27 protein-coding genes and 1 tRNA gene are annotated in these 26,157 nt (G+C 61.4%); 14 read left to right on the top strand and 14 right to left on the bottom strand.

Annotated elements, in window-relative coordinates:
- Positions 1-656: NAD(P)/FAD-dependent oxidoreductase (locus ACTIEN_RS12715; protein ID WP_439523513.1), on the bottom strand; the 656-nt coding region annotated here is incomplete at its 3' end.
- Between the two features lie 147 nt (positions 657-803).
- Here ACTIEN_RS12715 and ACTIEN_RS12710 point away from each other — a divergent pair.
- Together ACTIEN_RS12710 and ACTIEN_RS12705 are read left to right on the top strand one after the other, a co-directional pair.
- Positions 804-3,209: a GcvT family protein gene (locus tag ACTIEN_RS12710; protein WP_439523512.1), complete on the top strand. Its 2,406-nt coding sequence runs from the start codon at positions 804-806 to the stop codon at positions 3,207-3,209.
- A 9-nt stretch (positions 3,210-3,218) separates the two neighbouring features.
- A complete protein-coding gene (locus ACTIEN_RS12705) occupies positions 3,219-3,824 on the top strand; it encodes a nucleotidyltransferase family protein (protein WP_439523511.1) in 606 nt (201 codons plus the stop codon).
- Positions 3,825-4,033: 209 nt separating this feature from the next.
- Here ACTIEN_RS12705 and ACTIEN_RS12700 read toward each other — a convergent pair whose 3' ends face one another.
- From ACTIEN_RS12700 to ACTIEN_RS12685, 4 genes are read right to left on the bottom strand one after another with little or no spacing between them, the layout of a single operon-like run.
- Positions 4,034-4,588, bottom strand: coding sequence for a pyridoxamine 5'-phosphate oxidase family protein (locus ACTIEN_RS12700; protein ID WP_439523510.1), 555 nt, complete (start codon positions 4,586-4,588; stop codon positions 4,034-4,036).
- Positions 4,581-5,621: a lipocalin-like domain-containing protein gene (locus ACTIEN_RS12695; RefSeq protein WP_439523509.1), complete on the bottom strand. Its 1,041-nt coding sequence runs from the start codon at positions 5,619-5,621 to the stop codon at positions 4,581-4,583. The genes ACTIEN_RS12700 and ACTIEN_RS12695 overlap by 8 nt, the downstream gene beginning before the upstream one ends.
- Complete coding sequence (locus tag ACTIEN_RS12690; RefSeq protein ID WP_439523508.1) at positions 5,611-8,007, bottom strand: FtsX-like permease family protein; 2,397 nt, start codon at positions 8,005-8,007, stop codon at positions 5,611-5,613. Before ACTIEN_RS12690 ends, ACTIEN_RS12695 begins: the two co-directional genes overlap by 11 nt.
- Positions 8,004-8,660: an ABC transporter ATP-binding protein gene (locus ACTIEN_RS12685; RefSeq protein ID WP_439523507.1), complete on the bottom strand. Its 657-nt coding sequence runs from the start codon at positions 8,658-8,660 to the stop codon at positions 8,004-8,006. The genes ACTIEN_RS12690 and ACTIEN_RS12685 overlap by 4 nt, the downstream gene beginning before the upstream one ends.
- Here ACTIEN_RS12685 and ACTIEN_RS12680 point away from each other — a divergent pair.
- Positions 8,659-9,084 (top strand): hypothetical protein, encoded by a 426-nt coding sequence (locus ACTIEN_RS12680; RefSeq protein ID WP_439523506.1) that lies wholly within the window; start codon positions 8,659-8,661, stop codon positions 9,082-9,084. The two genes, ACTIEN_RS12685 and ACTIEN_RS12680, sit on opposite strands and share 2 nt — an antisense overlap.
- Positions 9,085-9,226: 142 nt before the next feature.
- On the opposite strand, the gene ACTIEN_RS12675 is transcribed toward ACTIEN_RS12680, so the two are convergent.
- A tRNA-Leu gene (locus ACTIEN_RS12675) sits at positions 9,227-9,312 on the bottom strand.
- Between the two features lie 122 nt (positions 9,313-9,434).
- Here ACTIEN_RS12675 and ACTIEN_RS12670 point away from each other — a divergent pair.
- Both ACTIEN_RS12670 and ACTIEN_RS12665 read left to right on the top strand, forming a co-directional pair.
- On the top strand, positions 9,435-10,013 hold the full coding sequence (locus ACTIEN_RS12670) for a YqaA family protein (protein WP_439523505.1): 579 nt from the start codon (positions 9,435-9,437) through the stop codon (positions 10,011-10,013).
- A 14-nt stretch (positions 10,014-10,027) separates the two neighbouring features.
- Complete coding sequence (locus tag ACTIEN_RS12665; protein ID WP_439523516.1) at positions 10,028-10,477, top strand: disulfide bond formation protein B; 450 nt, start codon at positions 10,028-10,030, stop codon at positions 10,475-10,477.
- Here ACTIEN_RS12665 and ACTIEN_RS12660 read toward each other — a convergent pair.
- Positions 10,474-10,902: an Lrp/AsnC family transcriptional regulator gene (locus ACTIEN_RS12660; RefSeq protein ID WP_439523504.1), complete on the bottom strand. Its 429-nt coding sequence runs from the start codon at positions 10,900-10,902 to the stop codon at positions 10,474-10,476. The two genes, ACTIEN_RS12665 and ACTIEN_RS12660, sit on opposite strands and share 4 nt — an antisense overlap.
- Positions 10,903-11,018: 116 nt before the next feature.
- Here ACTIEN_RS12660 and rocF point away from each other — a divergent pair, with 116 nt between their 5' ends.
- Both rocF and ACTIEN_RS12650 read left to right on the top strand, forming a co-directional pair.
- The gene (gene rocF / locus ACTIEN_RS12655) at positions 11,019-11,942 is read left to right on the top strand and encodes an arginase (protein ID WP_439523503.1); all 924 of its coding nucleotides are present in this window, start codon (positions 11,019-11,021) and stop codon (positions 11,940-11,942) included.
- A gap of 12 nt (positions 11,943-11,954) precedes the next feature.
- Entirely contained in the window at positions 11,955-12,998 is a 1,044-nt protein-coding gene (locus tag ACTIEN_RS12650) for an ornithine cyclodeaminase (RefSeq protein WP_439523502.1), read from the top strand.
- Positions 12,999-13,050: 52 nt separating this feature from the next.
- On the opposite strand, the gene ACTIEN_RS12645 is transcribed toward ACTIEN_RS12650, so the two are convergent.
- From ACTIEN_RS12645 to purC, 5 genes are all read right to left on the bottom strand, one after another.
- A complete protein-coding gene (locus tag ACTIEN_RS12645; RefSeq protein WP_439523501.1) occupies positions 13,051-14,385 on the bottom strand; it encodes a sigma-54-dependent transcriptional regulator in 1,335 nt (444 codons plus the stop codon).
- Between the two features lie 4 nt (positions 14,386-14,389).
- The gene (locus ACTIEN_RS12640) at positions 14,390-16,153 is read right to left on the bottom strand and encodes a sensor histidine kinase (RefSeq protein ID WP_439523500.1); all 1,764 of its coding nucleotides are present in this window, start codon (positions 16,151-16,153) and stop codon (positions 14,390-14,392) included.
- Between the two features lie 67 nt (positions 16,154-16,220).
- On the bottom strand, positions 16,221-16,889 hold the full coding sequence (gene purQ / locus ACTIEN_RS12635) for a phosphoribosylformylglycinamidine synthase subunit PurQ (protein WP_439523499.1): 669 nt from the start codon (positions 16,887-16,889) through the stop codon (positions 16,221-16,223).
- Positions 16,889-17,119, bottom strand: coding sequence for a phosphoribosylformylglycinamidine synthase subunit PurS (gene purS, locus ACTIEN_RS12630; protein ID WP_439523498.1), 231 nt, complete (start codon positions 17,117-17,119; stop codon positions 16,889-16,891). The genes purQ and purS overlap by 1 nt, the downstream gene beginning before the upstream one ends.
- An 88-nt stretch (positions 17,120-17,207) precedes the next feature.
- Complete coding sequence (gene purC, locus ACTIEN_RS12625) at positions 17,208-17,969, bottom strand: phosphoribosylaminoimidazolesuccinocarboxamide synthase (protein ID WP_085631071.1); 762 nt, start codon at positions 17,967-17,969, stop codon at positions 17,208-17,210.
- 197 nt (positions 17,970-18,166) lie between these two features.
- Here purC and ACTIEN_RS12620 point away from each other — a divergent pair, with 197 nt between their 5' ends.
- The 4 genes from ACTIEN_RS12620 to ACTIEN_RS12605 all read left to right on the top strand — a co-directional run bounded on the left by ACTIEN_RS12620 (position 18,167) and on the right by ACTIEN_RS12605 (position 21,579).
- Entirely contained in the window at positions 18,167-18,481 is a 315-nt protein-coding gene (locus ACTIEN_RS12620; RefSeq protein ID WP_439523497.1) for a DUF1476 domain-containing protein, read from the top strand.
- A 77-nt stretch (positions 18,482-18,558) separates the two neighbouring features.
- On the top strand, positions 18,559-19,218 hold the full coding sequence (locus ACTIEN_RS12615) for a histidine phosphatase family protein (RefSeq protein WP_439523496.1): 660 nt from the start codon (positions 18,559-18,561) through the stop codon (positions 19,216-19,218).
- A 181-nt stretch (positions 19,219-19,399) separates the two neighbouring features.
- Positions 19,400-20,452: a saccharopine dehydrogenase gene (locus ACTIEN_RS12610; RefSeq protein ID WP_439523495.1), complete on the top strand. Its 1,053-nt coding sequence runs from the start codon at positions 19,400-19,402 to the stop codon at positions 20,450-20,452.
- Positions 20,449-21,579, top strand: coding sequence for a saccharopine dehydrogenase family protein (locus ACTIEN_RS12605; protein WP_439523494.1), 1,131 nt, complete (start codon positions 20,449-20,451; stop codon positions 21,577-21,579). Before ACTIEN_RS12610 ends, ACTIEN_RS12605 begins: the two co-directional genes overlap by 4 nt.
- Positions 21,580-21,646: 67 nt before the next feature.
- Here ACTIEN_RS12605 and purB read toward each other — a convergent pair whose 3' ends face one another.
- Positions 21,647-22,951, bottom strand: a complete 1,305-nt coding sequence (gene purB / locus ACTIEN_RS12600) for an adenylosuccinate lyase (protein WP_439523493.1) — start codon at positions 22,949-22,951, stop codon at positions 21,647-21,649.
- Positions 22,952-23,088: 137 nt separating this feature from the next.
- Between purB and ACTIEN_RS12595 the strand changes: the two genes are divergently transcribed.
- From ACTIEN_RS12595 to ACTIEN_RS12585, 3 genes are all read left to right on the top strand, one after another.
- The gene (locus tag ACTIEN_RS12595; RefSeq protein WP_439523492.1) at positions 23,089-23,517 is read left to right on the top strand and encodes a DUF6314 family protein; all 429 of its coding nucleotides are present in this window, start codon (positions 23,089-23,091) and stop codon (positions 23,515-23,517) included.
- A 68-nt stretch (positions 23,518-23,585) separates the two neighbouring features.
- Complete coding sequence (locus ACTIEN_RS12590) at positions 23,586-23,747, top strand: chitin-binding domain-containing protein (RefSeq protein WP_439523491.1); 162 nt, start codon at positions 23,586-23,588, stop codon at positions 23,745-23,747.
- Positions 23,748-23,967: 220 nt separating this feature from the next.
- Complete coding sequence (locus ACTIEN_RS12585; RefSeq protein WP_439523490.1) at positions 23,968-25,023, top strand: flagellar motor switch protein FliG; 1,056 nt, start codon at positions 23,968-23,970, stop codon at positions 25,021-25,023.
- Here the strand turns inward: ACTIEN_RS12585 and ACTIEN_RS12580 are convergent.
- Positions 25,020-26,123 (bottom strand): ABC transporter ATP-binding protein, encoded by a 1,104-nt coding sequence (locus ACTIEN_RS12580; RefSeq protein ID WP_439523489.1) that lies wholly within the window; start codon positions 26,121-26,123, stop codon positions 25,020-25,022. The two genes, ACTIEN_RS12585 and ACTIEN_RS12580, sit on opposite strands and share 4 nt — an antisense overlap.
- Positions 26,124-26,157: the final 34 nt, after the last annotated feature.

Raw genomic sequence — 26,157 nt, 5'->3', positions numbered from 1 at the left:
GGCAGCCTTATCCCTGCAAGCGCAGCCACTTCGCGGCCCCAGAGGCCCGCGGCGTTGACCACCCAGGGCGTGTGAATGTCGCCCTTGGGCGTGCGCACGATCCATGTGCCGTCGGGCTGCTGGTCAGTTGCGGTGACGGGCGTAAAGCGATGAATTTCCGCGCCTTTCAGGCGAGCCCCGGCGGCATAAGCCGCCGTCACACCGGACGGGTCGACATTGCCGCCATCGGGTTCATACATGATGCAGCGGATGCCATCGAAATTCACCAGAGGATGCAACGCCTCGGCCTCGGTGCGGCTGACCTCGTGGAAGTTCATACCGTAGAGTTTCGCCTTGGCCGCCTGCAGACGCAGCTGGTGTTCGCGTGCTTCGGTCTGGGCAAGATACAGAGACCCCGGTTGGAACACGCCACAGCTCTGGCCCGTCTCTGCCTCGAGCTGGTTGTAGAGGTTCATGGTGTAATGCTGTATGCGGCTGATATTGGTGCTGTCATGCAACCCGTGGATGTTGGCGGCTGCGTGCCATGTGCTGCCGCTGGTCAGCTCATTGCGTTCGAGAAGGACCACTTCGGTCCAGCCCAATTTTACCAGATGGTATAAAATCGAACAGCCGATGACACCGCCCCCGATGACGACTGCCTGAGCGTGGGTTTTCATCCTGTGCGCCTCCGTGCATGTTGGCCCCACCCTTTCGATCCGGCGATGAAGGCGGTTGCCACAAGCCGACACGGGATGTCGTTTTCCGGCAGGACGCAAGAGGAAGGCCCGCCACATGGTCGGCACAAGAGATCAGGGAGAGATCGGATGAAAACGCAGGCGCGTGTGGTGGTGATTGGTGGCGGTGTCGTCGGTGTGTCGGTGCTCTATCACCTGACCAAGCTGGGTTGGTCGGATGTCATGCTGGTGGAACGCTCGGAACTCACCAGCGGATCGACATGGCACGCGGCGGGCGGCTTTCACACGCTGAACGGCGATACCAACATGGCGGCGCTGCAAGGCTACACGATCCGGCTTTACAAGGAACTCGAAGAGATCACCGGCATGTCCTGCGGGCTGCACCATGTGGGCGGCATCACTTTGGCCGACAACCGCGACCGGTTCGACATGCTGCTCGCAGAACGGGCCAAGCATCGCTACATGGGGCTGGACACGCAGATCGTCGGGCCGGAGGAGATCGCCAAGATCGCGCCGATCACCAATCTCGACGGCATCCTTGGCGCGCTTTACGATCCGCTGGACGGGCATCTTGATCCGTCGGGCACGACCCATGCCTATGCCAAGGCAGCCCGGATGGGCGGGGCCACGATCGAGACCCATGTGATGGTCACCGAGACCACGCAGCGCCCGGACGGGACTTGGAACGTCGTCACCGACAAAGGCACGATCCATGCTGAACACGTGGTCAACGCAGGCGGTCTCTGGGCGCGCGAAGTGGGCGCGATGGCGGGGGTTTATCTGCCGCTGCACCCGATGGAGCACCAGTATATCGTCACCGACGAGACCCCCGAGATCGATGAGCGCGAGACCGAGCATCCGCATGTGATGGACCCCGCCGGAGAGTCGTATTTGCGGCAGGAAGGGCGCGGGCTGTGCATCGGGTTCTACGAACAGCCCTGCCGTCCCTGGGCAGTGGGTGGCACGCCGTGGACTTTCGGCCACGAGCTTTTGCCAGATGACTTTGACAAGATCGAGGAAAGCATTGAATTCGCTTACAAACGCTTCCCCGTCCTTGAACGCGCCGGGGTCAAGTCTGTCATTCACGGACCGTTCACCTTTGCACCTGATGGCAACCCGCTGGTCGGGCCGGTTCCGGGTCTGCGAAACTACTGGTCGGCCTGCGGTGTCATGGCCGGGTTCAGCCAGGGCGGTGGCGTTGGCCTGATGCTGGCGCAGTGGATGATCGAAGGCGAATGCGAACGCGATGTGACGGCGATGGACGTGGCGCGGTTCGGAGACTGGATCAGCCCCGGCTATACCCTGCCCAAGGTGATCGAGAACTACCAGAAGCGCTTTTCCGTCAGCTATCCGAACGAGGAGCTGCCCGCCGCGCGGCCCAACCGCACGACAATGATGTACGACACCTTCGACGGCATGGGCGCGGTCTGGGGCGCGCAATTCGGGTTGGAGGTGGTAAATTACTTCGCTCAGGGGGACGAACCCCGCTTTGAGACCCCGAGCTTCCGCCGGTCCAACGCCTGGGACGCCTCCGCACGCGAGGTGAAGGCCGTCCGTGAAGCCGTTGGAATCAATGAGGTTCAGAACTTCGGCAAGTACGAAGTCACTGGTCCTAATGCCCGCGATTGGCTTGACCGCGTCATGGCCGGGCGCGTGTCGAAACCAGGGCGGTTGTCGCTAACGCCGATGCTGTCGCACAAGGGACGGCTGATCGGGGATTTCACCATCTCGTGCCTGTCCGACACCCATTTCCAATTGACCGCCAGCTATGGCGCGCAAGCCTACCACATGCGCTGGTTCGAGCAGAACGCAGCCGACGGTGTGATCGTGCGCAACGTGTCGGACCAGTTGACCGGCTTCCAGATCGCGGGGCCGAACGCCCGTCGCGTGCTGGACGCGGTGACGCACGATGCGACCGATCTGAAGTTCATGGATGTGCGCCCCATGACCATCGGCATGACGCCCTGCCTTGTGCAGCGGGTCAGCTACACGGGTGGGCTGGGCTACGAGATCTACTGCGAACCCGTCGCGCAGCGGCAGCTCTGGCACACGCTCTGGACTGCCGGGCAGGACCATGGGATGCGACCTTTCGGGATGCGGGCGATGATGTCGCTCAGGCTCGACAAGTTCTTCGGGTCGTGGCTATCCGAATTTTCGCCCGACTACACGCCAGCGGAAACCGGGATGGACAGGTTTATCGCGTGGTCCAAAAACGCGGATTTCATCGGCCGCGCGGCGGCAGAGGCGGAACGCGCCACCCCGCCGGATCGGGTGCTCTGCGCCTTCGAGGTCGCCGTGAACGATGCCGATGTGAATGCCTATGAACCAATCTGGATCGACGGCGCCGTGCGCGGCTTCTGCACGTCTGGCGGCTATTCACACCATGCGGGCAAGTCCATCGCGCTTGGCCTGATACCACGCGCCCACGCGACCGAGGGTCAAACCGCGCAGATCGAGATCCTCGGCGAGATGTGTGACGCATCACTGGTCACAACCCCGCTTTACGACGCTGACGGGGCGCAGATGCGCGGTTAGACTGGGTGGATGACCAGAATAACACTTGTGATTCCCGCCGCCGGGGCGAGCCGCCGGATGGGCGACCGCGACAAATTGCTGGAGCCTGTGGACGGGACAGCCCTCTTGCGAGGCGTGGCTACGCGCGCTTTGGCGGTGAGCGATGACGTGATCGTCACCCTGCCCTCTCTGAGCCACCGCCGTGCCGACGCGTTGGTGGGCTTGGCGGTTCGTCAGATCCCGGTGTCCGATGCGCAGGACGGAATGTCCGCCTCTTTGCGTCACGCCGCGGTGGCGGTGCCGGACAATGCCGAGGGAGTCATGATCCTGCCCGCAGACATGCCGGACCTGACGGAAGACGATCTGCGCCAAGTGGTGAAGGCTTTCGAAGATGCCAGCAGCGCGTTTCTGGTACAGGCCACCGGTGCCGATGACACTCCGGGCCACCCGGTGATTTTCCCCGCTGACCTGATGTCGGAGTTCCTGACGCTGACCGGCGACGAAGGCGCGCGGGCGATTTTGCACGCCAACCGGAACCGTTTGATTCGACTCGCCCTTCCCGGCGAAAACGCGCTGACCGATCTGGACACACCCGACGCGTGGACGCTGTGGCGGGCGAACAACCCGCATCGCTAGCTTGTGGATAAGATTGCGGACAAAAAAATGGGACGGCTCTCCTCTTCCGTCCCATTTTCTTTCGATCGCTGCCTCTTTCGGGCGCAATCGGCTGTGTGCCTGCTACGACTTTCGTCGGTGGCCGTGACACTACTCAAGAAACACTTCAAATCAAGTCAAAAATGCCAATTATTGTGATACCTCTTTTGCCGAACACCAAAAAAGTGACGTTAGGGCACCCACCACGCGCCTTTCCAACCGTCAAGGGCGTTGAAGACAGCGCGCCTGTGTGGATCTGCAAGCTGCATCAGCTCGATTGATTCGATCCGGCAGGTCAACACGGTGAACCAGTCCAGGCTTGCCAGTTTCTTGTAGGCATGGGCGTTTGCAATCGGCGTTCCGGGTCTTGGAGTGGCCCCATATGCCATACGCGACCCATCGGACACGTTGTGCCACCTGGTGGCAACCGCTTCTCCCTGCTGGATCGTGACAGATGTGGACAACCTGATCTGAAGGTTGGATTTTTCGTCCCAGATCACAAGATGTGCCAGCGGATTGGCGCGCAGCGATGTGATCTTGTCCGACCCGCCATCGGTGTGGATTTCAACCGTGCCATTGCTCCGGCTCGCTGCGCGCAGGACCACCGTCCGCGCCTCTGGATGGCCGTCGGGGGATACTGTCGCAAAGACCGGATGGCGCGCCGCCGCGTGCCGGTCGGCCACGCCGCGCGTCAGGTGCCGCCAGCCAAGATCAAGAAACGCCGCAAGGTCGTTGGGATCAGTCATATCCGGTCATTTCCAGGTAGCCGCGTCCGGTGTGCGAGCCGTCAACAGTGACCGGGCCTTCCCAATAGGGAATCGAAACCGTCATCCACGCGTCCGGGTTTACCGCCTTTACCGTCACATCCACAGCTTTGTCGGGCAGTTGCACCGCCCATATCGTTGGCACATCACGCCCTGAAACCATGTGGCTGGACAGCGGCTGGGCCGCGAATGCGCCATCGGGATAGGTGGTTGTGGTGCCATCCGGCGCAATCCACGTCGCCGAAGAAAAGGCCGTGCCGTCGTCTTCGCGCAAGAGAAACCCCATGAGCTTGTCGCCGCTGTCGAATGACAGGGAAAACCAGTCCCACCCGGATTGCGTCTCTGCCAGGGGCTGCGAGGACCATTCCCGGTCCAGCCACGCCGATCCGGTTACGGGAACATCACCGTCCGGCAGTGTCAGGGTGCCTGAGACCTCGTAAAAGGGTTGGGAATAATAATAGCTGGCCTGACCCTGTGCCGATTTGACGGAAAACCCATCCTGCCCATGGAACACCAGTGGACCGGTGGCGCGCAGTCCCAGATCATAGGCGAAGTCTGCCCCGCGCGCGGTCACTGTCAGGTTGTCAAAGGACGGCCCCCCCATCTGCCAATCGTCGATCCAGGCTTCGAAGGGGCGCACCGTCACACCGGCCTGCCCAATCCCGCCGCGCGCGATGCGTTCGGCCACCAGATGCCGGGTCGGGGTCGTCAGCGCCGCATGGGCAAACCAGACCTGCGGATCGGACCAGCCATCGCGCGTTTGCGGCGCAAGGGCCGAGCGAAACAAGGTCCACTGAACCCCGTAAGCTGTGCCATCCGGGCCGGACAGGTTCGCGGTCAGATACCACCATTCGATCCGATACTCCGGATGTGCGCCATGGTCCTGCGGAAAGTCGAACACCGGGTTCGGGGTCGGCACGGCAAATCCTTCAGCATCGGTGCCCAAGCCAGCGAACCCCTGCGCCATCGCCTGAACCGGCAACCAGATCATGAAGAGAAGCATCCTAGCGATCATTGGCAAACACCTTGAGCAGCTCCGAGGGTGGTGTCCGACTTAACCGGAATGCCGGCCAAGCCGCCGCAAGCGCCGCAGCCAGAAGCGCAAACAGGGTCAAAAGCGCGTAGTGGCCCGCAAACAGGTACATCGGCAATTTCCACCCGAACGCCTCTACGTTCACATAGGACAGCAGCACCCACGCCAGCAGCAAACCAAGCGGAATGGCAAGACAGGTTGTCACCAACGCCAGGACAACCGCGCGCAGCAACTCCAGCCGTCCCAATGTGCGGCGTGTCAGGCCAAGCGCCCAGGCCGGGGCAAGTTGCGGCACACGAAGCGAGGCCAGGGTCAGAAGGCTCATCAGGATGGCAAAGGCCGCCACCGCGAGGGTCAACACGTTGAGCGCGCCGGTCACGGTAAAGGTGCGTTCGAAGACGTCGAGCGAAAACGCCTTGATGCGCGCCTGATCGGTGATGGCCGCTTCGGGCAGACCATAGTCCTCGACCAGTTTTTGGCGCAGTACGTCAGGGTCATCCGTACGCACCCCGAACCTGAGCGGAATACGGTCCGGATACAGACGATGGAACAGCGGTTCGGACATCAGGGCCTGTCCCACCGGGTTGCCATAATCCGCGACCACCGCCGCAACCGGCAAGGTCAGATCAGGGGCAAGCGTGACAGGATCGCCCGTCCAGATCCCCGCCCGCCGCGCCAATTGTTCGCTGACCACCGCCGCCTCTCCACGCGCGACTCGGTCCCAGACATCCGGGGTTTGGGCAAGAAACACCCAGTTCTCGCGGTAGGTCGGGCCAACCCGGACGCCAAACAGGTCCGATGGCACTCCCGCGATCTCGGTGTCCACCGACAGAAGCGGCAGGACCTCGCGTGCATTGGCCAGAAGATAGGATTCAAGATCAGGGCTTTGCGTCGCGTCCTCGATCTGGATGAACAGCTCGGGAGCCAGCCGTTGATCAAGGAAATCGACAAATGTCACCCGAAAGCTCGACACCATCGTCGACACGCCCACATTCGCCGCCGTCGCCAGAAGCAACGCCATCAAGGCAAGGCTCATTCCCGGCACCTGCTGGCGGGTGTCTGCCCAGAACCATTGCCACAGGACACTGCGCGCCAGATGGTTGCCCAGCGTCACCGCAGCGTGCAACAACAGCGGCAGGATCAGCGCGGCCCCGATCAGAACACAGGCCAAAAGCGCGAACCCAAGGATGAGCCCCTGACCCCAGATCGCGATCCCTGCCCCAGCCGCAAACAACGCCCCGGCAATGGCCCCCAACCGCCATGCGGTGACACCCGACGCAACCGCCCAGGCGCGGGGTCGCGCGCTTGACAAAAGCGGCATACGGGCGATGGTCCAAAGCGCCCCTGACGCCGCGAACCCTGTGCCGACCACTGCGATCGCCATGCCCGACAGCCACCAATCCGCGCGAAGCTGCAACGTCCCGGTCACCGATGCGCCGTAAAGCCCCTGCAAGGTTGCCGCGACATTGGGCAGCAACATCGCCGCAATCACATATCCCAAGGCGACGCCAATCGCGCCGGCAACCAGCGCAAACAGCACCAGTTCCGCGATCATCAAGCCCACCAGCGTTCTGAGCGGCACCCCAAGCGCGCGCAATGTGCGCACCATGCTGCGTCGTTGCTCGAAGGCCAGCGCGATGGTGCCGTGAACAATAAAGATGCCCACCGCAAAACTGAGCAATCCAAACGCGGTCAGGTTCAGGTGAAAGCTGTCGGTCAGCCGATCCGCCCCGGCGTCCTGTGCAGAGTGTCGCACAAGATCCGGCGCAACGGTGGCAATATCCACCAAACCCATCGGCTGTTCCGGCGCGACGATCAGGCGGCTGAGGGTTGCGCCTGCCTCAAGAACCTGTTGCGCCACGCCGATATCGGTCAACGCCACAGCCGGTGCCACAGCGGGATCGACGATCACCCGTTGTGACACGACTCCGCTCAGACGCGACGCAGTGTCGGCATTGGCGAACATCACGCCGCGCGTCAGGAAATCTTCAAGATTGGCGTCTTCCTGCATCCCCACAGGCGCGATGGCGCCCGGTGCGGTCAACGGATCAAGTCCGACAATCCGAACACGCCCGTCTTGCGTCTCCAGCCGCCCTTCTAGCACCGGCGACACCTGCCATCCGGCCCGTCGCAGCGCAATATAGGTGGATTGGTCGATCCCATCGCCGGAGCGGGGCAACAGTTGATCGAACTGCCCTTCCCCCAGCGTCGCGGCGGCGGCATCATAGCTTGCCCGCGCCTCTGCATTGATCGCCTGAACACCCGACCAAAGCGCCGTGGCCAGCGCCAGCCCGCTGATCAGGGCGAAGAACTGAAGCCCATTGCGCCGCCAATGCGACAAGAGCGCGGTCAGGGTGGTCCAGATCACATCAGGCGCCCCTGGCTCAGATGAACGTGGCGCTCCATCCGTCTGGCGACGCTTTGCGAATGGGTGACCATGAGAAGCGCCGCGCCCGTTTCGCGCACCAACTCCAGCATCTGGTCCAGCACATCCGATGCCGTTGCCTCGTCCAGATTGCCGGTCGGTTCATCCGCCAGAACAAGGCTCGGGCGCGCCGCCAGCGTCCGGGCAATGGCGACCCGCTGCTGCTGACCGCCGGAAAGCGCCTCGGGATACCGCGTCAGATGCGGTGTCAGACCCAAAGCCTCTGACATTCGGGCCACCTGTACGGCGTCATGTTTCCCGGCCAAGCGGGCCTGAAACGCGATATTGGCCTGCACCGTCAATGACGGGATCAGGTTGAACTGCTGAAAGATCACACCCACATCCGACCGCCGCAACGCCGCCCGCGCGGTGTCGTTCATCGTGGTGATCTCGCGTCCATTGACCATGATCGTGCCAGTGTCCACGGTATCAAGCCCGCCCACCAGATGCAGCAAAGTGCTTTTCCCGGACCCGGATTCACCGGTCAGGGCAAGCGTTTCACCCCGCGCCAAGCCAAGTGTCACGCCTCGCAGAACCGGCACATCGCCATCTGCGCCTGGAAACGATTTCGTCACGTCTTGAACAGTCAACACCATGCGCCTGAGCTATCACGCCGGACAGCAATGGGAAGACCGGGCACGCAAAAAACGCAGTGCGCACTTTGCCGCGTGCCGGTCCGGTGCTACCTCGGCAAGCAAGAGCGTGTTCATCCTGATCCCGGACACTGTCTGGAACCCCAAGGCACTTGAGACCGGATCGGTCCCGCGCAAGGTGTTGCATCTCATTGCCCTGTTGCCCCGGCGCGGCGTGGGGCCGGGTCTGATTGCGCGGGTGATCATGGAGAACGAACCGCTCCGCTACGTCATCGCGCTGTTGCCCTTCGTGGCTGCCATGTTCATCTGGCGCAATCTGGACGCGCCGGTTCCGCGCCATGCTCCTTGTCCGGTGATCTGGGCCATTCCCAAAGCGGTCGCAATTGCCCCGCGTCTTGGCACCGTTCTGGTGATGGACCACTCGTGAAAGCACCGCCGCACTTGGCGCAAAATCATCACAGAACCGTTGACGATTCTGCGCCTTGATTCTGGAAATCCGGCCAAGGTCCAAGTCACGTTTTGCACCCCCACGCGTTAACGTGATGGATGAAGAAAACTGTCTAAGCGATTGGTACCCAAGGTCGGACTCGAACCGACAAGGCCGTTAAGCCGGGGGATTTTGAATCCCCTGCGTCTACCATTCCGCCACTTGGGCCACGCGCAATCCCTACCCAAGCGACAGATTGGCGTCCAGCAGAAAAACGCATCAGGGCGCAGCGGGCTTGACCCAACCTACCCCTCATGGTCTTAGCCGCGCAACCTCATCGCGGAGCCTCTATGTTACAACGCCTGTATCAGTGGACCATGTCGCTGGCCGACCATCCCCGCGCGCTTTGGGTTCTGGCGGTGGTCGCCTTTGTCGAAAGCTCTGTTTTCCCGATTCCGCCCGATGTTCTGATGATCCCGATGATCCTTGCCCGCCCGTCGCGGGCATGGGTGATTGCGCTGGTGGCGACGGTGTCTTCCGTGATGGGCGGGATGCTGGGCTACGCGATCGGGTATTTCTTTTACGAGACATTGGGCGAACCCATCCTCAGCGCGTTGGGCAAGGCCGACTCGATGGCGGAATTCAACGACCGCTTCAACGGCGTCGGGTTCTGGGCCGTGTTGATCGCTGGCGTGACACCGTTTCCCTACAAGGTCATCACCATCATGTCGGGCTGGACAGCGATGCCCCTTGGCACATTTGTTGTCACATCCGTGATCGCGCGCAGCTTGCGGTTTTTCGTTGTTGCGGGTCTTCTGCGCGCATTCGGTGCGCCGGTGCGCACCTTCATCGAAAAGCGGTTGGGCCTTATGTTCACTATCTTCGTGTTTGTCCTGCTTGGCGGCTTCTATGTGGTGAGGTTCCTGTGACATTTGATCGACGGATGCTGATGCTGCTGGCCGCAGCCGGGTCACTGGCGCTGATGATCGGCGCGTTCGGGTTTCAGTACATCGGCGGTCTGCCGCCCTGCAAGATGTGCATTTGGCAGCGGTATCCGCATGTTGTGGCCATTGTCATCGGCCTGATCGCCCTACACTTTGGGACCGCGATGCTGGCATGGTTTGGAGCCTTGGCCGCTTTTGCAACAGCAGCGGTCGGCGCCTATCACACCGGCGTTGAACGTGGCTGGTGGGAAGGCCCGACCACCTGTACGTCGGGACCGATTGGCGGTCTGTCCAGTGACCAGCTGTTCGACCAGATCATGAACGCGCCCTTGGTGCGCTGTGACGAGGTGGCGTGGTCGCTGATGGGTCTGTCGATGGCGAGTTGGAACATGATCGCGTCGCTGGCTCTGGTCGCTGTCTGGATCGCTGCGGCCCGCAGGCCGACCTAGACACCGCTTTTGCGGGTCGACAACAGCAGGGACGTCTCGGACTGCGTCACCCCGTCGAATTTACGGATGCGTGACAGGACATCGTCCAACGCCTCGAGCGTGTCCGTGCCCAGTTCCGCGATCACATCCCACCGACCATTCGTGGCATGCACGGCGCGCACCTGCGGCAGGCCTGACAACTGGCGGATCACCCGGTCTGTGCCGCGCCCTTCGATGCCGATCATCATCAGCGCCCGTACCGGATCGCGCGCCACGTCTTCCTTGAGCACAACCGTATAGCCCACCACATCGCCGGCGTTCTGCAACCGATCCAGCCGCGCCCGCACCGTCGCGCGCGACAGGGAAAGGGTGGTGGCAAGATCGGACACGGACGCCCGACCGTTATGGCGCAACACCGACACCAGCTTTCTGTCTGTATCGTCCAATATGACTATTCCGATTTACAATTTGAGAAATAGTAGTTCATTTTGTTCACTTTGAACAGTTCCAATCATTCCATTTTGGCCACTATATCCAGCCACAACACGGAAAGGACATCTGGATGACATCTCGGGATATCGTATTGGTTGGTGCGCCGCTGGATTGCGGCAAGGCGCGCAAGGGCTGTCTGATGGGGCCGGATGCCTATCGCACCGCCGGGATTGCCCGCGCGCTAAGCGATCTTGGACACCGCGTGACGGATCTGGGTGATGTCAGCCCGGACAGCAACGATGTTCAAGAGCGTGAGGGTCTGGTCAACCTTGGCGAAACCATCGGCTGGACAACCGCCCTCATGCGGCGGGCGCAAGCGGCGATGCAGCAGGGCTTGCCGATCTTCCTTGGCGGCGATCACGCCTTGTCGCTTGGCACCGTCCCCGGAGTGGCGGCACATGCCGCACAGGAAGGCCGCCCGCAATTCGTGCTGTGGCTTGATGCGCATAGCGACTTCAACACGCTTGAGACCACCGGGTCCGGCAACCTGCACGGAACGCCCCTCGCCTATGCCACCGGCCAATCGGGCTTTGACGGGTTCCCCGCGCTGCCGGTGACCGTCCCTGCCAGCCAGACCTGCATCATCGGTTTGCGCTCGGTCGATCTTGCGGAACGCACACTGATGGAACAGACGGATTTACGCGGCTACGACATGCGCGCGATGGACGAATCCGGCGTGGCAGCCCTGCTCACCCCGTTCCTTGCCGACGTTGCCAATGCGGGTGGCGCGTTGCACGTTTCATTGGACGTGGATTTCCTTGACCCGGCCCATGCACCGGCGGTCGGGACCACCGTTCCCGGCGGCGCAACTGTCCGCGAGGCCCATCTGGTGATGGAACTGCTGTCCGACAGCGGGTTGATGACATCGCTTGATCTGGTCGAACTTAACCCGATGCTGGATGAGCGCGGCCGCACCGCCCATCTGATGGTCGACCTGGCCGCGTCCGCCCTTGGCCGTCGCATCTTTGACCGCCCCACCCCCCGGATGATGTAAGGAAAAAGTACCATGCAACCGTCAGACAAGGCCCTTGTCCCATTTGTCTCTGTCGATCACATGATGCAGCTTGTACATCGTGTCGGCCTTCCCGAGATGATCACCCGCATCGCCGGTGCGATCGAAGAGGATTTCCGCCGTTGGGAAAGTTTCGACAAGACGCCGCGCGTGGCGGCGCACAGCCCGGTGGGTGTGATAGAACTGATGCCGACGGCAAATGACACGCTCTACGCGTTCAAATACGTCAACGGTCATCCCAAGAACACGTCCGACGGATTGCAGACCGTCACCGCCTTTGGCCTGCTGGCCGACATGGACACGGGCTATCCTGTGCTTCTGTCCGAAATGACACTGCTGACGGCGCTGCGTACCGCTGCAATGTCTGCGGTCGCGGCCAAGCACCTTGGGCCCAAGGGGGCAGACACGATGGCGATGATCGGCAATGGCGCGCAGGCCGAGTTCCAAAGCATTGCCATGATGGCGATTTGCGGCATCACCACCGTCCGCTTGTATGACAAAGACCCGGAGGCGACGCGCAAATGCGCTTCCAACCTCGCCGGGACCGGATTGACAGTTGTCGCCTGCGACAGCGCGGAAGCCGCCATCGAAGGCGCGCAGATTCTGACGACCTGCACCGCCGACAAGCAATACGCGACAATCCTGACCGACAACATGGTGGGCAGCGGTGTCCACATCAACGCCATCGGCGGCGATTGCCCTGGCAAGACGGAACTGGCCGAAGCGATCCTGCACCGGTCGTCGATCTTTGTGGAATACCCGGCCCAGACCCGGATCGAGGGCGAGATTCAGCAGCTTGACCCGGACCATCCGGTGACCGAGTTGTGGCAGGTGATCACCGGAGCGCTACCGGGCCGACGCGATGCGCGCGAGATCACTCTGTTCGACAGCGTGGGTTTTGCGATCGAAGACTTCTCGGCCCTGCGGGTGGTGCACGACCTGACGCGGGAAACCGGACTGAACCTGCCGCTTGACCTGTTGGCAGACCCGGACAACCCGCGTGACCTTTACGGGATGCTCATGCGCGCGGCCGGTTGAATAGGGGAGGGGGAAGGCTTTTCGAAAAGCCCTCCTCCAACCGCTTCCTCGCCTAGAGATAATCGGCGCGCTGCAAGCCGTACTTCGCCATCTTCTCGTTCAGCGTCCGGCGCGGCAGGCACAGTTCGTCCATGACCGACGCGATAGACCCGCGATGACGACGCATGGTGTTGTCGATCAACATCCGCTCGAACGCCTCGACATATTCCTTGAGCGGCTTGCCTTCGGTTGTCATCACCGGCTGCATCTCGTCATGATCGGACATCAGCAATGACGCGATGGTGCCGGTGCCCCGGCGCGATTGCAGCACGGCACGTTCCGCAAGGTTGATCAACTGGCGCACATTGCCCGGCCACGGCGCTTGCAACAGCTGCGCGGCTTCCTGCGCGCTGACCTGTGGCGCCTCGCAGCCATATTCATCCGCAAACTGGTCCGCCAGGGCAGTGAACAGCGTCAGGATATCCTCACCCCGGTTGCGCAGGGGCGGTGCCGTGATCTTGAGGGCGGCAAGCCGATAATAAAGATCGGGACGCAACGCATCTTCCGACGTGCGCCCTTCGTCCTGAAGGTTGCTGATGGCCACGATGCGGGTTTCCGGTGGGGTTCCCTGATCGTTGATCATGGTCAGCAGACGCGCCTGTGCCGCATCCGACAGCGCCTCGATATCCTCGAGCACCAGCGTTCCGCCGCGGGCTTCTTCGACCGCAGGCAGGCGTGTGTCATCGGGCAACATCGGTCCAAACAACCGCCGGATCAGCGTGTCCTCATCCATCGCCGCGCAGGAGATCAGAACGAATTTCTTGCCGGCCCGGCTGCCGACCGCATGCAGCGCATGGGCGACCAGCGTCTTGCCGGTGCCGGTCTCGCCGTCGATCAGAACATGCCCGTCGGCCTGACCCAGATCGAGGATATCCTCGCGCAGTCGCTCCATCGCCGCGCTCGCTCCGATAAGCTTGCGCATCAACTGTGTGCCGTCACCCAGTTCGCGCCGCAGTGCCCGGTTGTCGAGCGTCAGGCGGCGTGCATTGGTGGCCTTCTTGGCCAGGTCCGACATCCGGTCCGGGTTGAACGGCTTTTCCAGGAAATCGAACGCGCCGATCCGCATCGCCTCGACCGCGATGGGCACGTCCCCATGACCGGTAATCATGATTACGGGAAGCGCCGAATCCGATCCCATCAGCTTGCGCAAAAGCTGAATCCCATCCATGCCCGGCATCTTGATATCCGAGATCACGATCCCCGGATAATCCGCGCCCACTGTGCCAAGCGCCTCTTCGGCGCTGGAAAATGTTTCGGTGTCATAGCCAGACAGGGCCAGCCATTGGCTGATCGACTGGCGCATATCTTTTTCGTCGTCGACAATGGCAATCTTCATGGCTTTGCCCATGGGTTCACTCCGCCGCCTGCGTTTGATCGTTCAATATTGGCAATTGCATTTCAAACACCGCACCACCGCCTTCGGCATTGCGGGCCAGCAATCGTCCCCCTAGGTCGTTGACGATCCCCGAGGAAATGGCAAGCCCCAGCCCGACGCCGTCGCCGGGTTGCTTGGTGGTGTAGAACGGCTCGAACAGTTCATCGAGGTCTTCAATCCCGTACCCGTTGTCGCGGATGGTCAGCGTCGCGGTCTCGCCGCTGGCCAGGATGATCTCGAGCTGGGGGTCGGACACGGTCTTGGTGGCATCCAGCGCGTTGCGCAAAAGGTTGATCATCACCTGTTCGATCCGCATCCGGTCGCCCATCACCAGCACCTTGTCTTCGGGCAGGATCTTGGTGATCTTCACTTTCCGCGATTTCAGCTGGGGTTCCATCATCGACAGCGACGACGCCAGCGCATCACCCATATTCACAGGCGAAAACGCCTCTTGTCCCTTGCGCGCATAGCTCTTGAGCTGCCGCGTGATGCCTCCCATCCGCTCGATCAGATCGTCGATGCGGGAAAAGGCGGCAAAGGCCTCATCCGGCCGGTTGCGGCGCATCAAGAGCTTGGCCCCGGCAAGGTACGTTTTCATTGCCGCCAGCGGCTGATTCAATTCGTGGCTGACCGCTGCCGACATCTCGCCCAAGGCGGCCAGTTTCGAGCTTTGTGCCAGCGTCTGTTCCGCGACGGCAAGGGTTTCCTGAACCCGTTCACGCTCGGCGATTTCCCGCTGTAGCCGCTGGTTCAATGCGCGAAGCTCTGCCGACTCACGCTGGAACAGCGCCATCCGCAGCGCCGTCTTGCGGCTCAGCGCATAGAACGCCAGGGCAAGAAGAATCGCAAACACCATGATCTCGAGCGCCAGCACCGCATTCACTCGTTCGCGAACACTGGCATAGGTGGTGAACGAGACCATGTTCCAGCCGCGGAACGGGATACGGCCTTCGATCCGCATCACCGCCTCGCCCTGGAAATACGCATCCGCCGGAACGGCCGTCCAATCTGCCGTGGCCCGGATCGCGCGTTCAATGGCGCTGTCCGCTGGCTGGCGTTCCAAAGCGGTCTCGACCGTCTGGCCGCGCCAGCGCGGTTCTGTCGCCAGGATGATCTCGCCCTCGCTGTTGGTGACAAGCACCGCATCCGAGATCCCGGCCCAGGCGCGTTCGAACTTGGCCAGGTCCACCTCGACCACGATCACACCGATGGATTGGCCCTGGCTTTCGATCCGCCGCGAATAGCTGAAATTGAAGCTCCCCACCTCTTCGCGCTGCGAGGTGAACACGGTGGCATTGGACCGCAACCCCTCGACGAAATAGGCCGCGTTGCGGTGCTGTGCCCCCAACCGTTCCCGATCGGTTGCCGCCACCGTCCGACCATCGGAGTCCAAAAGCATCAGCGAAGCCGCTCCGATTTCATCGACAAATGAAATCAGCCGCTGGGAACTTTGCGAGAAATCGGCCGAATTCAGCGCACCGATCAGCGCTGGATCGCGTGCCAGAAGCTGCGGCACAATCGCGTTGCGGCGCAGTTCGGACACAAGGTTGCCGGAATAAAGCGCCAGCCGAAGTTCGGCGCGATTGCGGGTGCTTTCCGTAAACCTGTCCGTCAGATAGCGGTTGGTGAAAAACACCGTTACCACCGCCACAGCTGTCAAGAGGGTCAAAGCCACCCGCACACGCCACGAAAGCGATCCCGACCGGGTGGTCTGACGTATCAATGAGGTGCCTGTGGCCATTTCCCGAAGATAGACAGATCGCGCGCGCCGCTCAAGCGGCGGCGCGTCACAGCACTGTCAACCGGCGCTATGCCGCTGCCAATGCACTGGCGAGGCTGGAAAACAGGGCGCGGCCATCGGTGCCGCCATGCTTTTTATCCGCCGCCCTCTCCGGGTGCGGCATCATGCCAAGCACGCGACGATTGGCCGACAGGATACCGGCGATATCCGCCGTGGCCCCGTTCGGGTTGTCGCCATAGCGAAACGCGATCCGGTCTTCGGCACGCAACTGCGCAACAATGTCGTCGGACGCAGTGTAATTGCCATCATGATGCGCAATCGGAATCGCGATCTCCTGCCCCACTTCGTAGCCGCTGGTATAAACGCAGTCCGTGGTCCCAACGATCAGAGGAACGGTGCGGCAGATGTATTTCAGCCCCGCATTGCGCAGCAGCGCACCGGGCAGCAATCCGGTCTCGGTCAGGATCTGGAAACCGTTGCAGATGCCCAGAACAAACCCACCCCGGTCGGCATGCGCCTTGACCTCGTCACAAATTGGCGAATTGGCCGCAATTGCCCCGCAGCGCAGGTAATCACCAAAGGAAAACCCGCCGGGAATGCCGACGATGTCGATGCCGTCGGGCAAGGACGTGTCCTTGTGCCAGACCATCTCGACCTGGCATCCCGCCTCGCGGAACGCCACGGCCAGATCCCGGTCACAGTTCGATCCGGGGAAAACAACAACCGCCGCGCGCATCAGCTCATCTCGATCCGGTAGCTTTCGATCACCGTGTTGGCGAGCAGCTTTTCGCACATCGCGCGCACCGTGTCTTCGGATGTGCCATCCGCCAGATCAAGCTCGATCACCTTGCCCTGACGCACCTTTTGAACACCCTCAAAGCCCAGCCCGCCAAGGGCATGGCGCACCGCTTCGCCTTGCGGGTCCAGAACTCCGTCCTTCAGCATGACATGCACCCGTGCCTTCATGATTGTCTCCGCATTGTCCGGGGGCGCGACCGTCCCCCTTCTTCTTTTTCCAAATATGCACTTGCTCCGCCCACCAAAGGGCGCGCCGTCAGTTGATCAGCTTCGGCTTTTCCATCGGCGTTGCGTTCTGCGGCATCACACCCAGACGCCTTGCCACCTCGGTATAGGCATCGGCCAAATTGCCCAGATCGCGCCGAAACACGTCCTTGTCGAGCTTGCGTCCGGTTTCGATGTCCCACAACCGGCAGCTGTCCGGGCTGATCTCATCCGCCACGATCAGGCGCTGGAAGTCGCCATCATAGACGCGGCCGATCTCGATCTTGAAATCCACCAGTTTGATTCCGACGCCGTACATCAGCCCGGACATGAAATCATTGACCCGCAGCGCAAGGCTCAGGATGTCGTCCATATCCTGCTGACTGGCCCAGCCAAAGGCGGCGATATGTTCCTCGGTGACCAGCGGGTCGCCCAGCTTGTCGTCCTTGTAGCAATATTCGACGATCGGGCGCGGCAGCGGTGTGCCTTCCTCGATCCCAAGACGCTTGGCCATCGTACCAGCGGCAAAATTGCGCACGATCACTTCAAGCGGGATGATCTCGCACTGGCGCACCAGCTGTTCGCGCATGTTAAGGCGCTTCAGGAAATGCGTCGGGACGCCGATGGAATTGAGGCCCACCATGAAGAACTCGCTCAGGCGGTTGTTCAGCACGCCTTTGCCGTCGATCACGTCGCGCTTTTCGGCGTTGAACGCGGTCGCATCGTCCTTGAAATACTGGACAATCGTGCCCGGTTCCGGGCCTTCATACAGGATCTTGGCTTTGCCTTCGTAAATCTTCTTGCGACGGGCCATGTGAGGTCTTTCTGTCAATGCGCCGGATGGCACGAAAAAGCTGTGCGCATCGCCGTCCGCACATGCAGAAAACGGCTGCGTTTGACTGCCTCTTAGTGCATGCAGGGACATGCCGCAAGCAACGCGCGCACTTGAACCGCGCGGCGCATCGGGCCATATCGGACAGAACGCAAACACTTCCCGTGGAGAACGCCCTCATGTCGACCTTCGATGATCGCGAAAACGCTTTTGAGAACAAATACGCCCATGATGCGGAAATGCAGTTCCGGGCCGAAGCCCGCCGCAACAAACTGTTGGGTCTCTGGGCCGCAGATCTGCTTGGAAAATCCGGCGACGATGCAACCGACTATGCCAAGGAAGTGGTCAAGTCCGATTTCGAGGAAGCCGGTCACGAAGACGTCGTGCGCAAGGTTTCTGGCGATCTGGGCGGCAAGGCTTCGGATGAAGAGATTCGCGCCAAGATGGCGGAATTGATGATTGTGGCAAAAACCCAGATCATGAACGAAGCCTGATCCGCTGACGCACCCGCTTTTGCGCGCCCGACCTCTCGGGCGCGTTTTTCTTTGCTTTCCAAGACACCCGAGGCCGCATGTCGCACATCGTTCTGGTCCGCCACGGACAAGCCAATACCGGGGCCAGAGACGAAGGCGATTATGACCGGCTCAGTCCCCTGGGTCATCGGCAATCGGGCTGGCTGGGCGATCATTTTCGCGACAAGGGTGATATCTACGCCCATGTCTGGACCGGCACCCTGCGGCGGCATGTCGAAACTGCCGATGGCATCGCTGCGGACACCCCCGATCCCATCACCCGCGATGCGCGATTGAACGAGCTGGAATATTTCACCCTGTCCCAGTTGATGGCAGAGCAGCATGGTATCACCCTTCCAACGTCCCGCGAAGGGTTTGTGCGCCACCTGCCGACCCTGTTCCGGCATTGGCAAGAAGGCAGGCTCGAAGGCGCCCCGGAAACGTTTGATCATTTCGAAACCCGCGTTTCGGAGGCCCTGACCGAAATCAGCGCCCTGCCCGGCCGTTCGCTTGTCGTCACATCGGGTGGCCTGATCGGCATGGCGATGCGCCTGACACTGGGCCTCGAGATGTCGGCATTCTGCAATGTGTGCCTTTCGATCCAGAACACGTCGGTCAGTTCCTGGCTGCCGCTCGAGGGGCAATTGGCGCTGACACAGTTCAACGCGCTGCCCCATCTCGACACGCCGGACCGGCTGTTTGCCCAAACCCATTTCTGAGGGGCGCTGACGGAATTGAGCGCGCTCACGCGCGCGCAGGTTTTCTCGGTCCTCGCGCTTTGCGCTGCGGCCTCGGGTTTGCCTCCGGCGGAGGTATTTAGAGCCCAAAGAAGCCCGAGACAGGGCTTTTGTCCGTGATCTGCGCTGGCTAGGGTGCAGCGAGTCGAAATGAGGGGACGTCATGACCCATCTCTGGGTGCGCGCCGAGAGCCGCGAGAATGAAGAACGTGTGGGCCTTTTGCCCGATGGAGTCGCGGCGCTTGTGGCAGACGGCGTGCAGGTGACGGTTGAGGACAGCCCGACACGGGTGATCCCGACGGCCGAGTATGACGCAGCCGGGGCGGCAATTGCGCCAGAGGGGGGGTGGGACGATGCGCCGGGCGATGCCATTATTTTCGGGTTAAAGGAATTACCGGATAATGGGTCGGCGCTTCGCCATCGCCACATCATGTTCGGCCACGCCTATAAGGGCCAGCCTGCCGGGCAACGCCTGTTGGCGCGGTTCAAGGCGGGGGGTGGAACGCTTTATGATCTGGAATATCTCGAAGATCCCGACGGGCGCCGCGTCGCGGCCTTTGGCTATTGGGCGGGCTACGCTGGGGCAGCTGTGTCGCTTTTGGCTTATGCTGCACAACAGGCGGGGACGCCCTGCCCCTCGGTGAGCACCTGGCCCTCATCCAGTGCGATGCGCGACGACGTGACTGCGGCACTTGGTGGCGCGACGCCGACGGCTTTGGTCATCGGTGCTTTGGGTCGGGTCGGCACCGGTGCCAGCGACCTGTGTCACGCGGTTGGCGTACCCGTCACCAAGTGGGATATGGCAGAAACCGCGCAGGGCGGTCCTTTTCCGGAAGTGCTTGATCACACGCTGTTTTTCAACTGCATCCTGGCGCGTCCGGGCACACCTGTCTTTGTGCCTGCCGACACCTGCCAGCGCCCCCGCGCGTTGCGGGTCATCGGCGACATCGCGTGTGATCCCGACAGTGATTTCTCTCCGATCAAGGTCTATGATCACGTCACAAGCTGGAACGCGCCGGTGATCCGTGCCTGCGATGATCCTCCGCTCGACGTGATGGCCATCGACAATCTGCCGTCCCTCATGCCGCGCGAATCCTCCGAGGATTTCGCCGGTCAGCTATTGCCGCATCTCAAGGCGTTGGCTGATATCGACAGCGGCGTCTGGGGACGCGCGAAGTCCTATTTCGACCAACATATGCAAGAGGTGACGACATGACGGTTCATTGGTGTGGCACGGGTCTTTCTTCGGTTCCCGGCCTGCGACGGCTGATCCAGGACGGGCATGCCGTTGTTGTCTGGAACCGGACGGTGGACAAGGCCCGCGCGGCGGTGGGTGATCTGATCGACGACATCCGCGTCTTTGACCCGGCTGAGTTGGCTGACGCGGTGCGACCCGGCGATGTGGTGGTGTCCATGTTGCCTGGCGATTGGCATGTCCAACTGGCGCAAATCGCCATCGACCACGGCGCGCATTTCGTGTCGTCGTCCTATATCTCGCCGGAGATGCGCGATTTGGATTCGGCCGCGCGCCAGGCTGGTGTGGCGCTTGTAAACGAGGTCGGTCTGGACCCCGGCATCGATCATCTGATGGCGCATCATCTGGTGGCAGATTACGTCAAGAGTGCCGCGTATGATGTTGAGAACGTGATCTCTTTCAAATCCTACTGCGGCGGTGTGCCGAAGGTCGCCAATGCATTTCGCTACAAGTTCAGCTGGGCGCCCGTGGGGGTTCTGAAGGCGCTGCGGTCGCCGTCGAAATCCATCCGCCACTTCACCGAGCTTGAGGTCAAACGCCCCTGGGATGCGATCAGCCGCTATGACGCGCCCCTGCCGCAACCCGAGGCGTTCGAGGTCTACCCGAACCGCGACAGTCTGCCCTTCATGGCGGATTACCGGTTTGATCCGCGCTGGCAGGTCAAGGAATTTGTCCGCGGCACCTTGCGGCTCAATGGCTGGACAGAGGCGTGGCGCGAGATTTTTGCCGAGGTTGGAACGGCGGACGATGCCCGCCTGACCGAGATGGCCGATGATCTGCTGGCCAGGAACGCCTATGGCCCGGACGAGGCGGACCGCGTGGTGCTTTGTGTCGATTTGCTGGCCGAAAAGAACGGAACCCCGGTCTGGCACAAGACCTATGTGATGGATGCCTGGGGTGATGCACGCGGCACGGCGATGGCGCGGCTTGTGTCGGTGCCGGTGTCGCTGGCGATCGAGGCGGTGCTGAACCGCGAGATCGCGGCGGGAGTCAGCCCGGCCCCGCATGATCCGAAACTGGTGGAACGCTGGCTGAACGAGGTGCAGACGCTGGCGCAACACCTGATGGTGGTGGACCATCTGAGGTAAGCGCCAAGGCTCTTGCAAGAGCCTTGGCAGCTTTTTTCAAAAAGGTGGAAGCCCGTTTTGAGCGGGCTTACTCCCCGAACACCCGGGCAAAGATCGTATCCACATGTTTGGTGTGGTAGCCCAGATCGAACTTCGCCTCGATCTCTTGTGGGCTGAGGGCGGCAACCACGTCCGGATCGTTGAGCAGCTCTTGCTTGAAATCCGTCCGGTGTTCCCAGACCTTGAGCGCGTTGCGCTGCACATAGCTATAGGCATCCTCGCGGCTCACCCCGGCCTGCGTCAGCGCCAACAGCACCCGCTGGCTCATCACCAGCCCCGGAAACTTGTTCATGTTTTCCAGCATGTTGTCCGGGAAGATCAGCATCTTGTCGATCACCCCGGTCAGGCGCGCCAGTGCGAAATCCAGCGTGATCGTTGCATCCGGCCCGATCATCCGTTCAACCGAGGAATGCGAGATGTCACGTTCGTGCCAGAGCGCCACATTCTCCATCGCCGGGATCACCGCCATCCGAACGATGCGCGCCAGACCGGTCAGGTTCTCGGTCAGCACCGGGTTTTTCTTGTGCGGCATCGCCGAAGAGCCCTTTTGGCCCATCGAAAAGAACTCGGCCCCTTCAAGCACTTCGGTGCGCTGCATGTGGCGGATCTCGATGGCGATGTTTTCCACGCTGCTGGCGATCACCCCCAGAGTGGCAAAAAACGCGGCATGCCGGTCGCGCGGGATCACCTGCGTGCTGATCGGTTCGGGCACGAGGCCCAGCTTTTCGCAGACATGGTCCTCGACCGCCGGGTCGATATTGGCGAAGGTGCCGACGGCACCGGAGATCGCGCCCGTCGCCACTTCGGCACGCGCATCGCGCATCCGGCTCAGGTTGCGGTCCATCTCGGCGTAGAAGCGCGCAAAGGTCAGGCCCATCGTCGTCGGTTCGGCGTGAATGCCGTGCGAGCGGCCGATGCGCACCGTGTCCTTGTGCTCGAACGCGCGGCGCTTCAACGCGGCCAGCAGGTCTTCAAGATCGGCGATCAGGATGTCCGACGCCCGCACCAGTTGCACGTTGAAACAGGTGTCGAGCACATCCGAAGAGGTCATGCCTTGATGCACAAATCGCGCCTCGTCCGATCCCACATGCTCGGCCAGATGGGTCAGGAACGCGATCACGTCATGTTTGGTGACCGCTTCGATTTCGTCGATCCGGGCGACATCGAATTCGACATCCTTGGCTTTCCACACGGCCTCGGCGTTTTCGCGCGGGATCACCCCCAGATCGGCCATCGCATCACAGGCATGGGCTTCGATCTCGTACCAGATGCGGAACTTGGTGGCGGGCTCCCAGATGGACACCATCTCGGGGCGGGAATAGCGGGGGATCATGCGCGCGATCCTTTCATGGGCTGACTTGCGGAATTTCAGCGCAGTCCTAGACTGCCACCCACCGGGCGACAAGAGAGGCAGATTGGAATGAGACGCTTTGCCCTGCCAAGGACGTCATGCGCACAGGATGCTTTGGGATGACAACAGGTCTCACGCTTCGCTTGCAGGACTTTGAAGGCCGATGGTGCCTTGAGCGAACAATCACCGATCACCGGGCCAGGGCGACCGGACGGTTTGAGGGGACGGCAACCTTCACCCCTGACGAGATCGGTCTGGCCTATCTGGAGACCGGACACTTGATCCTGAACGGGCAACCGCCCTTTCAGGCACAACGCCGATATCATTGGCGCGCGGACCCGCACGGGATCGTGGTCGACTTCGACGATGGCCGCTTCTTTCACCACTTTGATCCCGCGATGCCACAGGCCACACACTGGTGTGATCCCGATACCTACAAGGTGACCTACTGCTTTGACACATGGCCTGACTGGACAAGCACATGGGATGTCGCGGGACCGCGCAAAGCCTACCAAATGATCAATCGCTACACGCGCGCGACACGGTGATGCGGATAGGTTTTGCCAAATTGCCAGAGCATGCTACCTTGCCCATACTCAAAACAGGAGAACGCCTGATGACCATCAAGACACTTCTGACCACAGCCGCTCTGACGCTTGCCACCGCGACGTCCAGCTTTGCGTCCTGCCAATGGGGACATGAAGAGGCCAAGATGACCTGCGCCACGGGCACAGTCTACGACGCAGACTCCAACAGCTGCAAGGTGGTGAGCGGCTGATCCGCCACCCCATTCACGGTTCTGAGGACGGCCATTTCGGCCGTCTTTTTTTTGTCGGGCCGACAACCTGCGCCGCCAATGGGTTTCGTAAGACGGAACCGTAGGCATCACGCGTGCGAACCGCACGTCGGCGCGCAGGTTCGCTGGATTCAGCGATCTCTCCTGACGCTTTCTTAACCTTACCCGCCTATCCCGGACCGGACAGGACGGAGGACGGGTGATGACACAACTGACAACACGTTCCGGGGCGGGCATCGGAACCCCTACCGCGGCACGTCTGTCCCGGCGGGCGAAAGCGGCCATCGTTGTGCAATGTATCCTCAAGGAAGGCGCGGATGTGCCGCTGACGGCCTTGCCCGAAGATTTACAGATGCAACTCACCCAATTGCTGGGCGAAATGCGCTACATTGACCGCCAGACGATGAATTCGGTGATCACGGAATTCTCGGAAGAACTTGAATCCATTGGTCTTTCATTCCCCGGCGATATCGCGGGCGCGCTTTCTGCGCTGGACGGCAAGATCAGCGACCAAACCGCGTCGAGGCTGCGAAAGGAAGCCGGGGTGCGCCAGATCGGCGATCCCTGGAAGCGGATTGCGGACCTGCCGAACGCCCGGTTGCAGGCCTTCGTCAATTCCGAATCCGTACAGGTGACGGCCGTCATGGTGTCCAAGCTCGAGGTTTCCAAAGCCGCCGACCTTCTAAGCAGCCTGCCCGGCGACATCGCCCGGCGCATCACTTACGCCATGTCCATGACCGATGCTGTAACCCCCGATGCGGTTGATCGCATCGGTCTCAGCCTTGCCAGCCAGTTGGATGCGGAGCCTCTCAAGGCGTTCCGCGCGCAGCCTTCGGAACGGGTTGGGGCCATCCTGAACTCTTCGCGTGCGGCGACTCGAGACGAACTGCTGACTGCGCTTGATGAAGAGGACAAGGGTTTTGCGGAACAGGTGCGCAAGTCCATCTTCACCTTCTCGCACATACCCGACCGAATGAACGCCATTGATGTGCCGAAACTGACCCGTGACGTGGATCAGGACACGTTGGCGCTGGTGATTGCCGGTGCCGCGTCAGAGACCGATACGCAGACCGTCGAATTCATCTTGTCCAATATTTCCAAACGCATGGCGGACTCTCTTCGCGAAGCGGCTCAGGATCTTGGGGCGGTCAAACCGAAAGACGCGGAAACGGCCATGAACGCTGTGGTGCGTGTGATCCGCAATCTTGCCGATAGCGGTGAAATCACCTTGATCACCCCCACAGAAGAAGAGGATTAGGCCGAAATCACCGACCCGCTTTCCTTGCGAAACACGAAACAGCGGTCGCGCCGCACCGTCAACCACATCACCGTTCCGGGCTTGGGCAGAAAGACGTTTGGCACCGTGGCGCGGATCATGCTTTGGTCATGGTCCATCCTGAACTCGACAAGGCTTTCGGACCCCATGAACCGCGCTCTCTCGACCACCGCGCGCGCCGGAGCACCGGCCAAGGGTGTCGGGTTCGGGCCACGTCCCTGGCGGTCAAAATCGATGCCGACGTGTTGAGGACGAAAGACAATCTCGACCTCTCCGCCATCCGGCACACCAGGGGCCAGGAATTGGCCAAATGGCGTGTCGGTCAGCGCGCCGCGCACCGTGCCGCTCAGCAGGTTGATATCGGAAAAGAACGCCACCGCTGCCTTGTCGGCGGGTGCATTGTAGATGTTGTAGGGCGCGCCGCGCTGCACGATCTTGCCGTCGCGCATCAACGCGATCTCATCGGCCATGCGCATCGCTTCTTCGGGTTCATGCGTGACCAACAGGACCGATGTGCCTTCGTCCTTCAACAGCGCCAGCGTTTCGTCGCGGATACCATCGCGCAGGCGATTGTCGAGGCCAGAGAACGGCTCGTCCATAAGCATGATCGACGGGCGCGGTGCAATCGCACGGGCCAAGGCCACGCGTTGTTGCTCACCACCTGACAATAAGTGCGGATATTCGTTGATGTAATGCGACAGCCCCACCCGCTCGAGCAGTTCACCCACGCGAGGCAGCTTGTCCTTGCGCGACCCCGTCAGGCCAAAACCCACATTGTCCCCAACAGTAAGGTGCGGAAACAGCGCAAAATCCTGAAAGATCAGACCGATAGAGCGTCGTTCGGGCGGCACGCGAAACACTGTGTCACAGACCAGATGCCCGTCCACATGGATCGTGCCGCTGGTCTGCATGTCGACGCCCGCAATGATCCGCAGGGTCGTCGATTTGCCACAGCCCGACGGCCCAAGAAGGCAGGTCACATTGCCCGGCTCAATCGCAAGCGACACGTCATCAACCACGCGCTTGCCATCGTAGTCGCGCACAATGTTGCGGATTTCCAGCCGAGGATGTGTGCCGGTCACTGCTGCCTCATGAGTTTCCCGAGTAAAAATATCG

The sequence above is a fragment of the Marivita sp. genome (genome assembly GCF_051859345.1).
Classification (GTDB): Bacteria; Pseudomonadota; Alphaproteobacteria; order Rhodobacterales; family Rhodobacteraceae; genus Marivita.
This window is presented reverse-complemented; position numbering and strand designations above follow the sequence as displayed.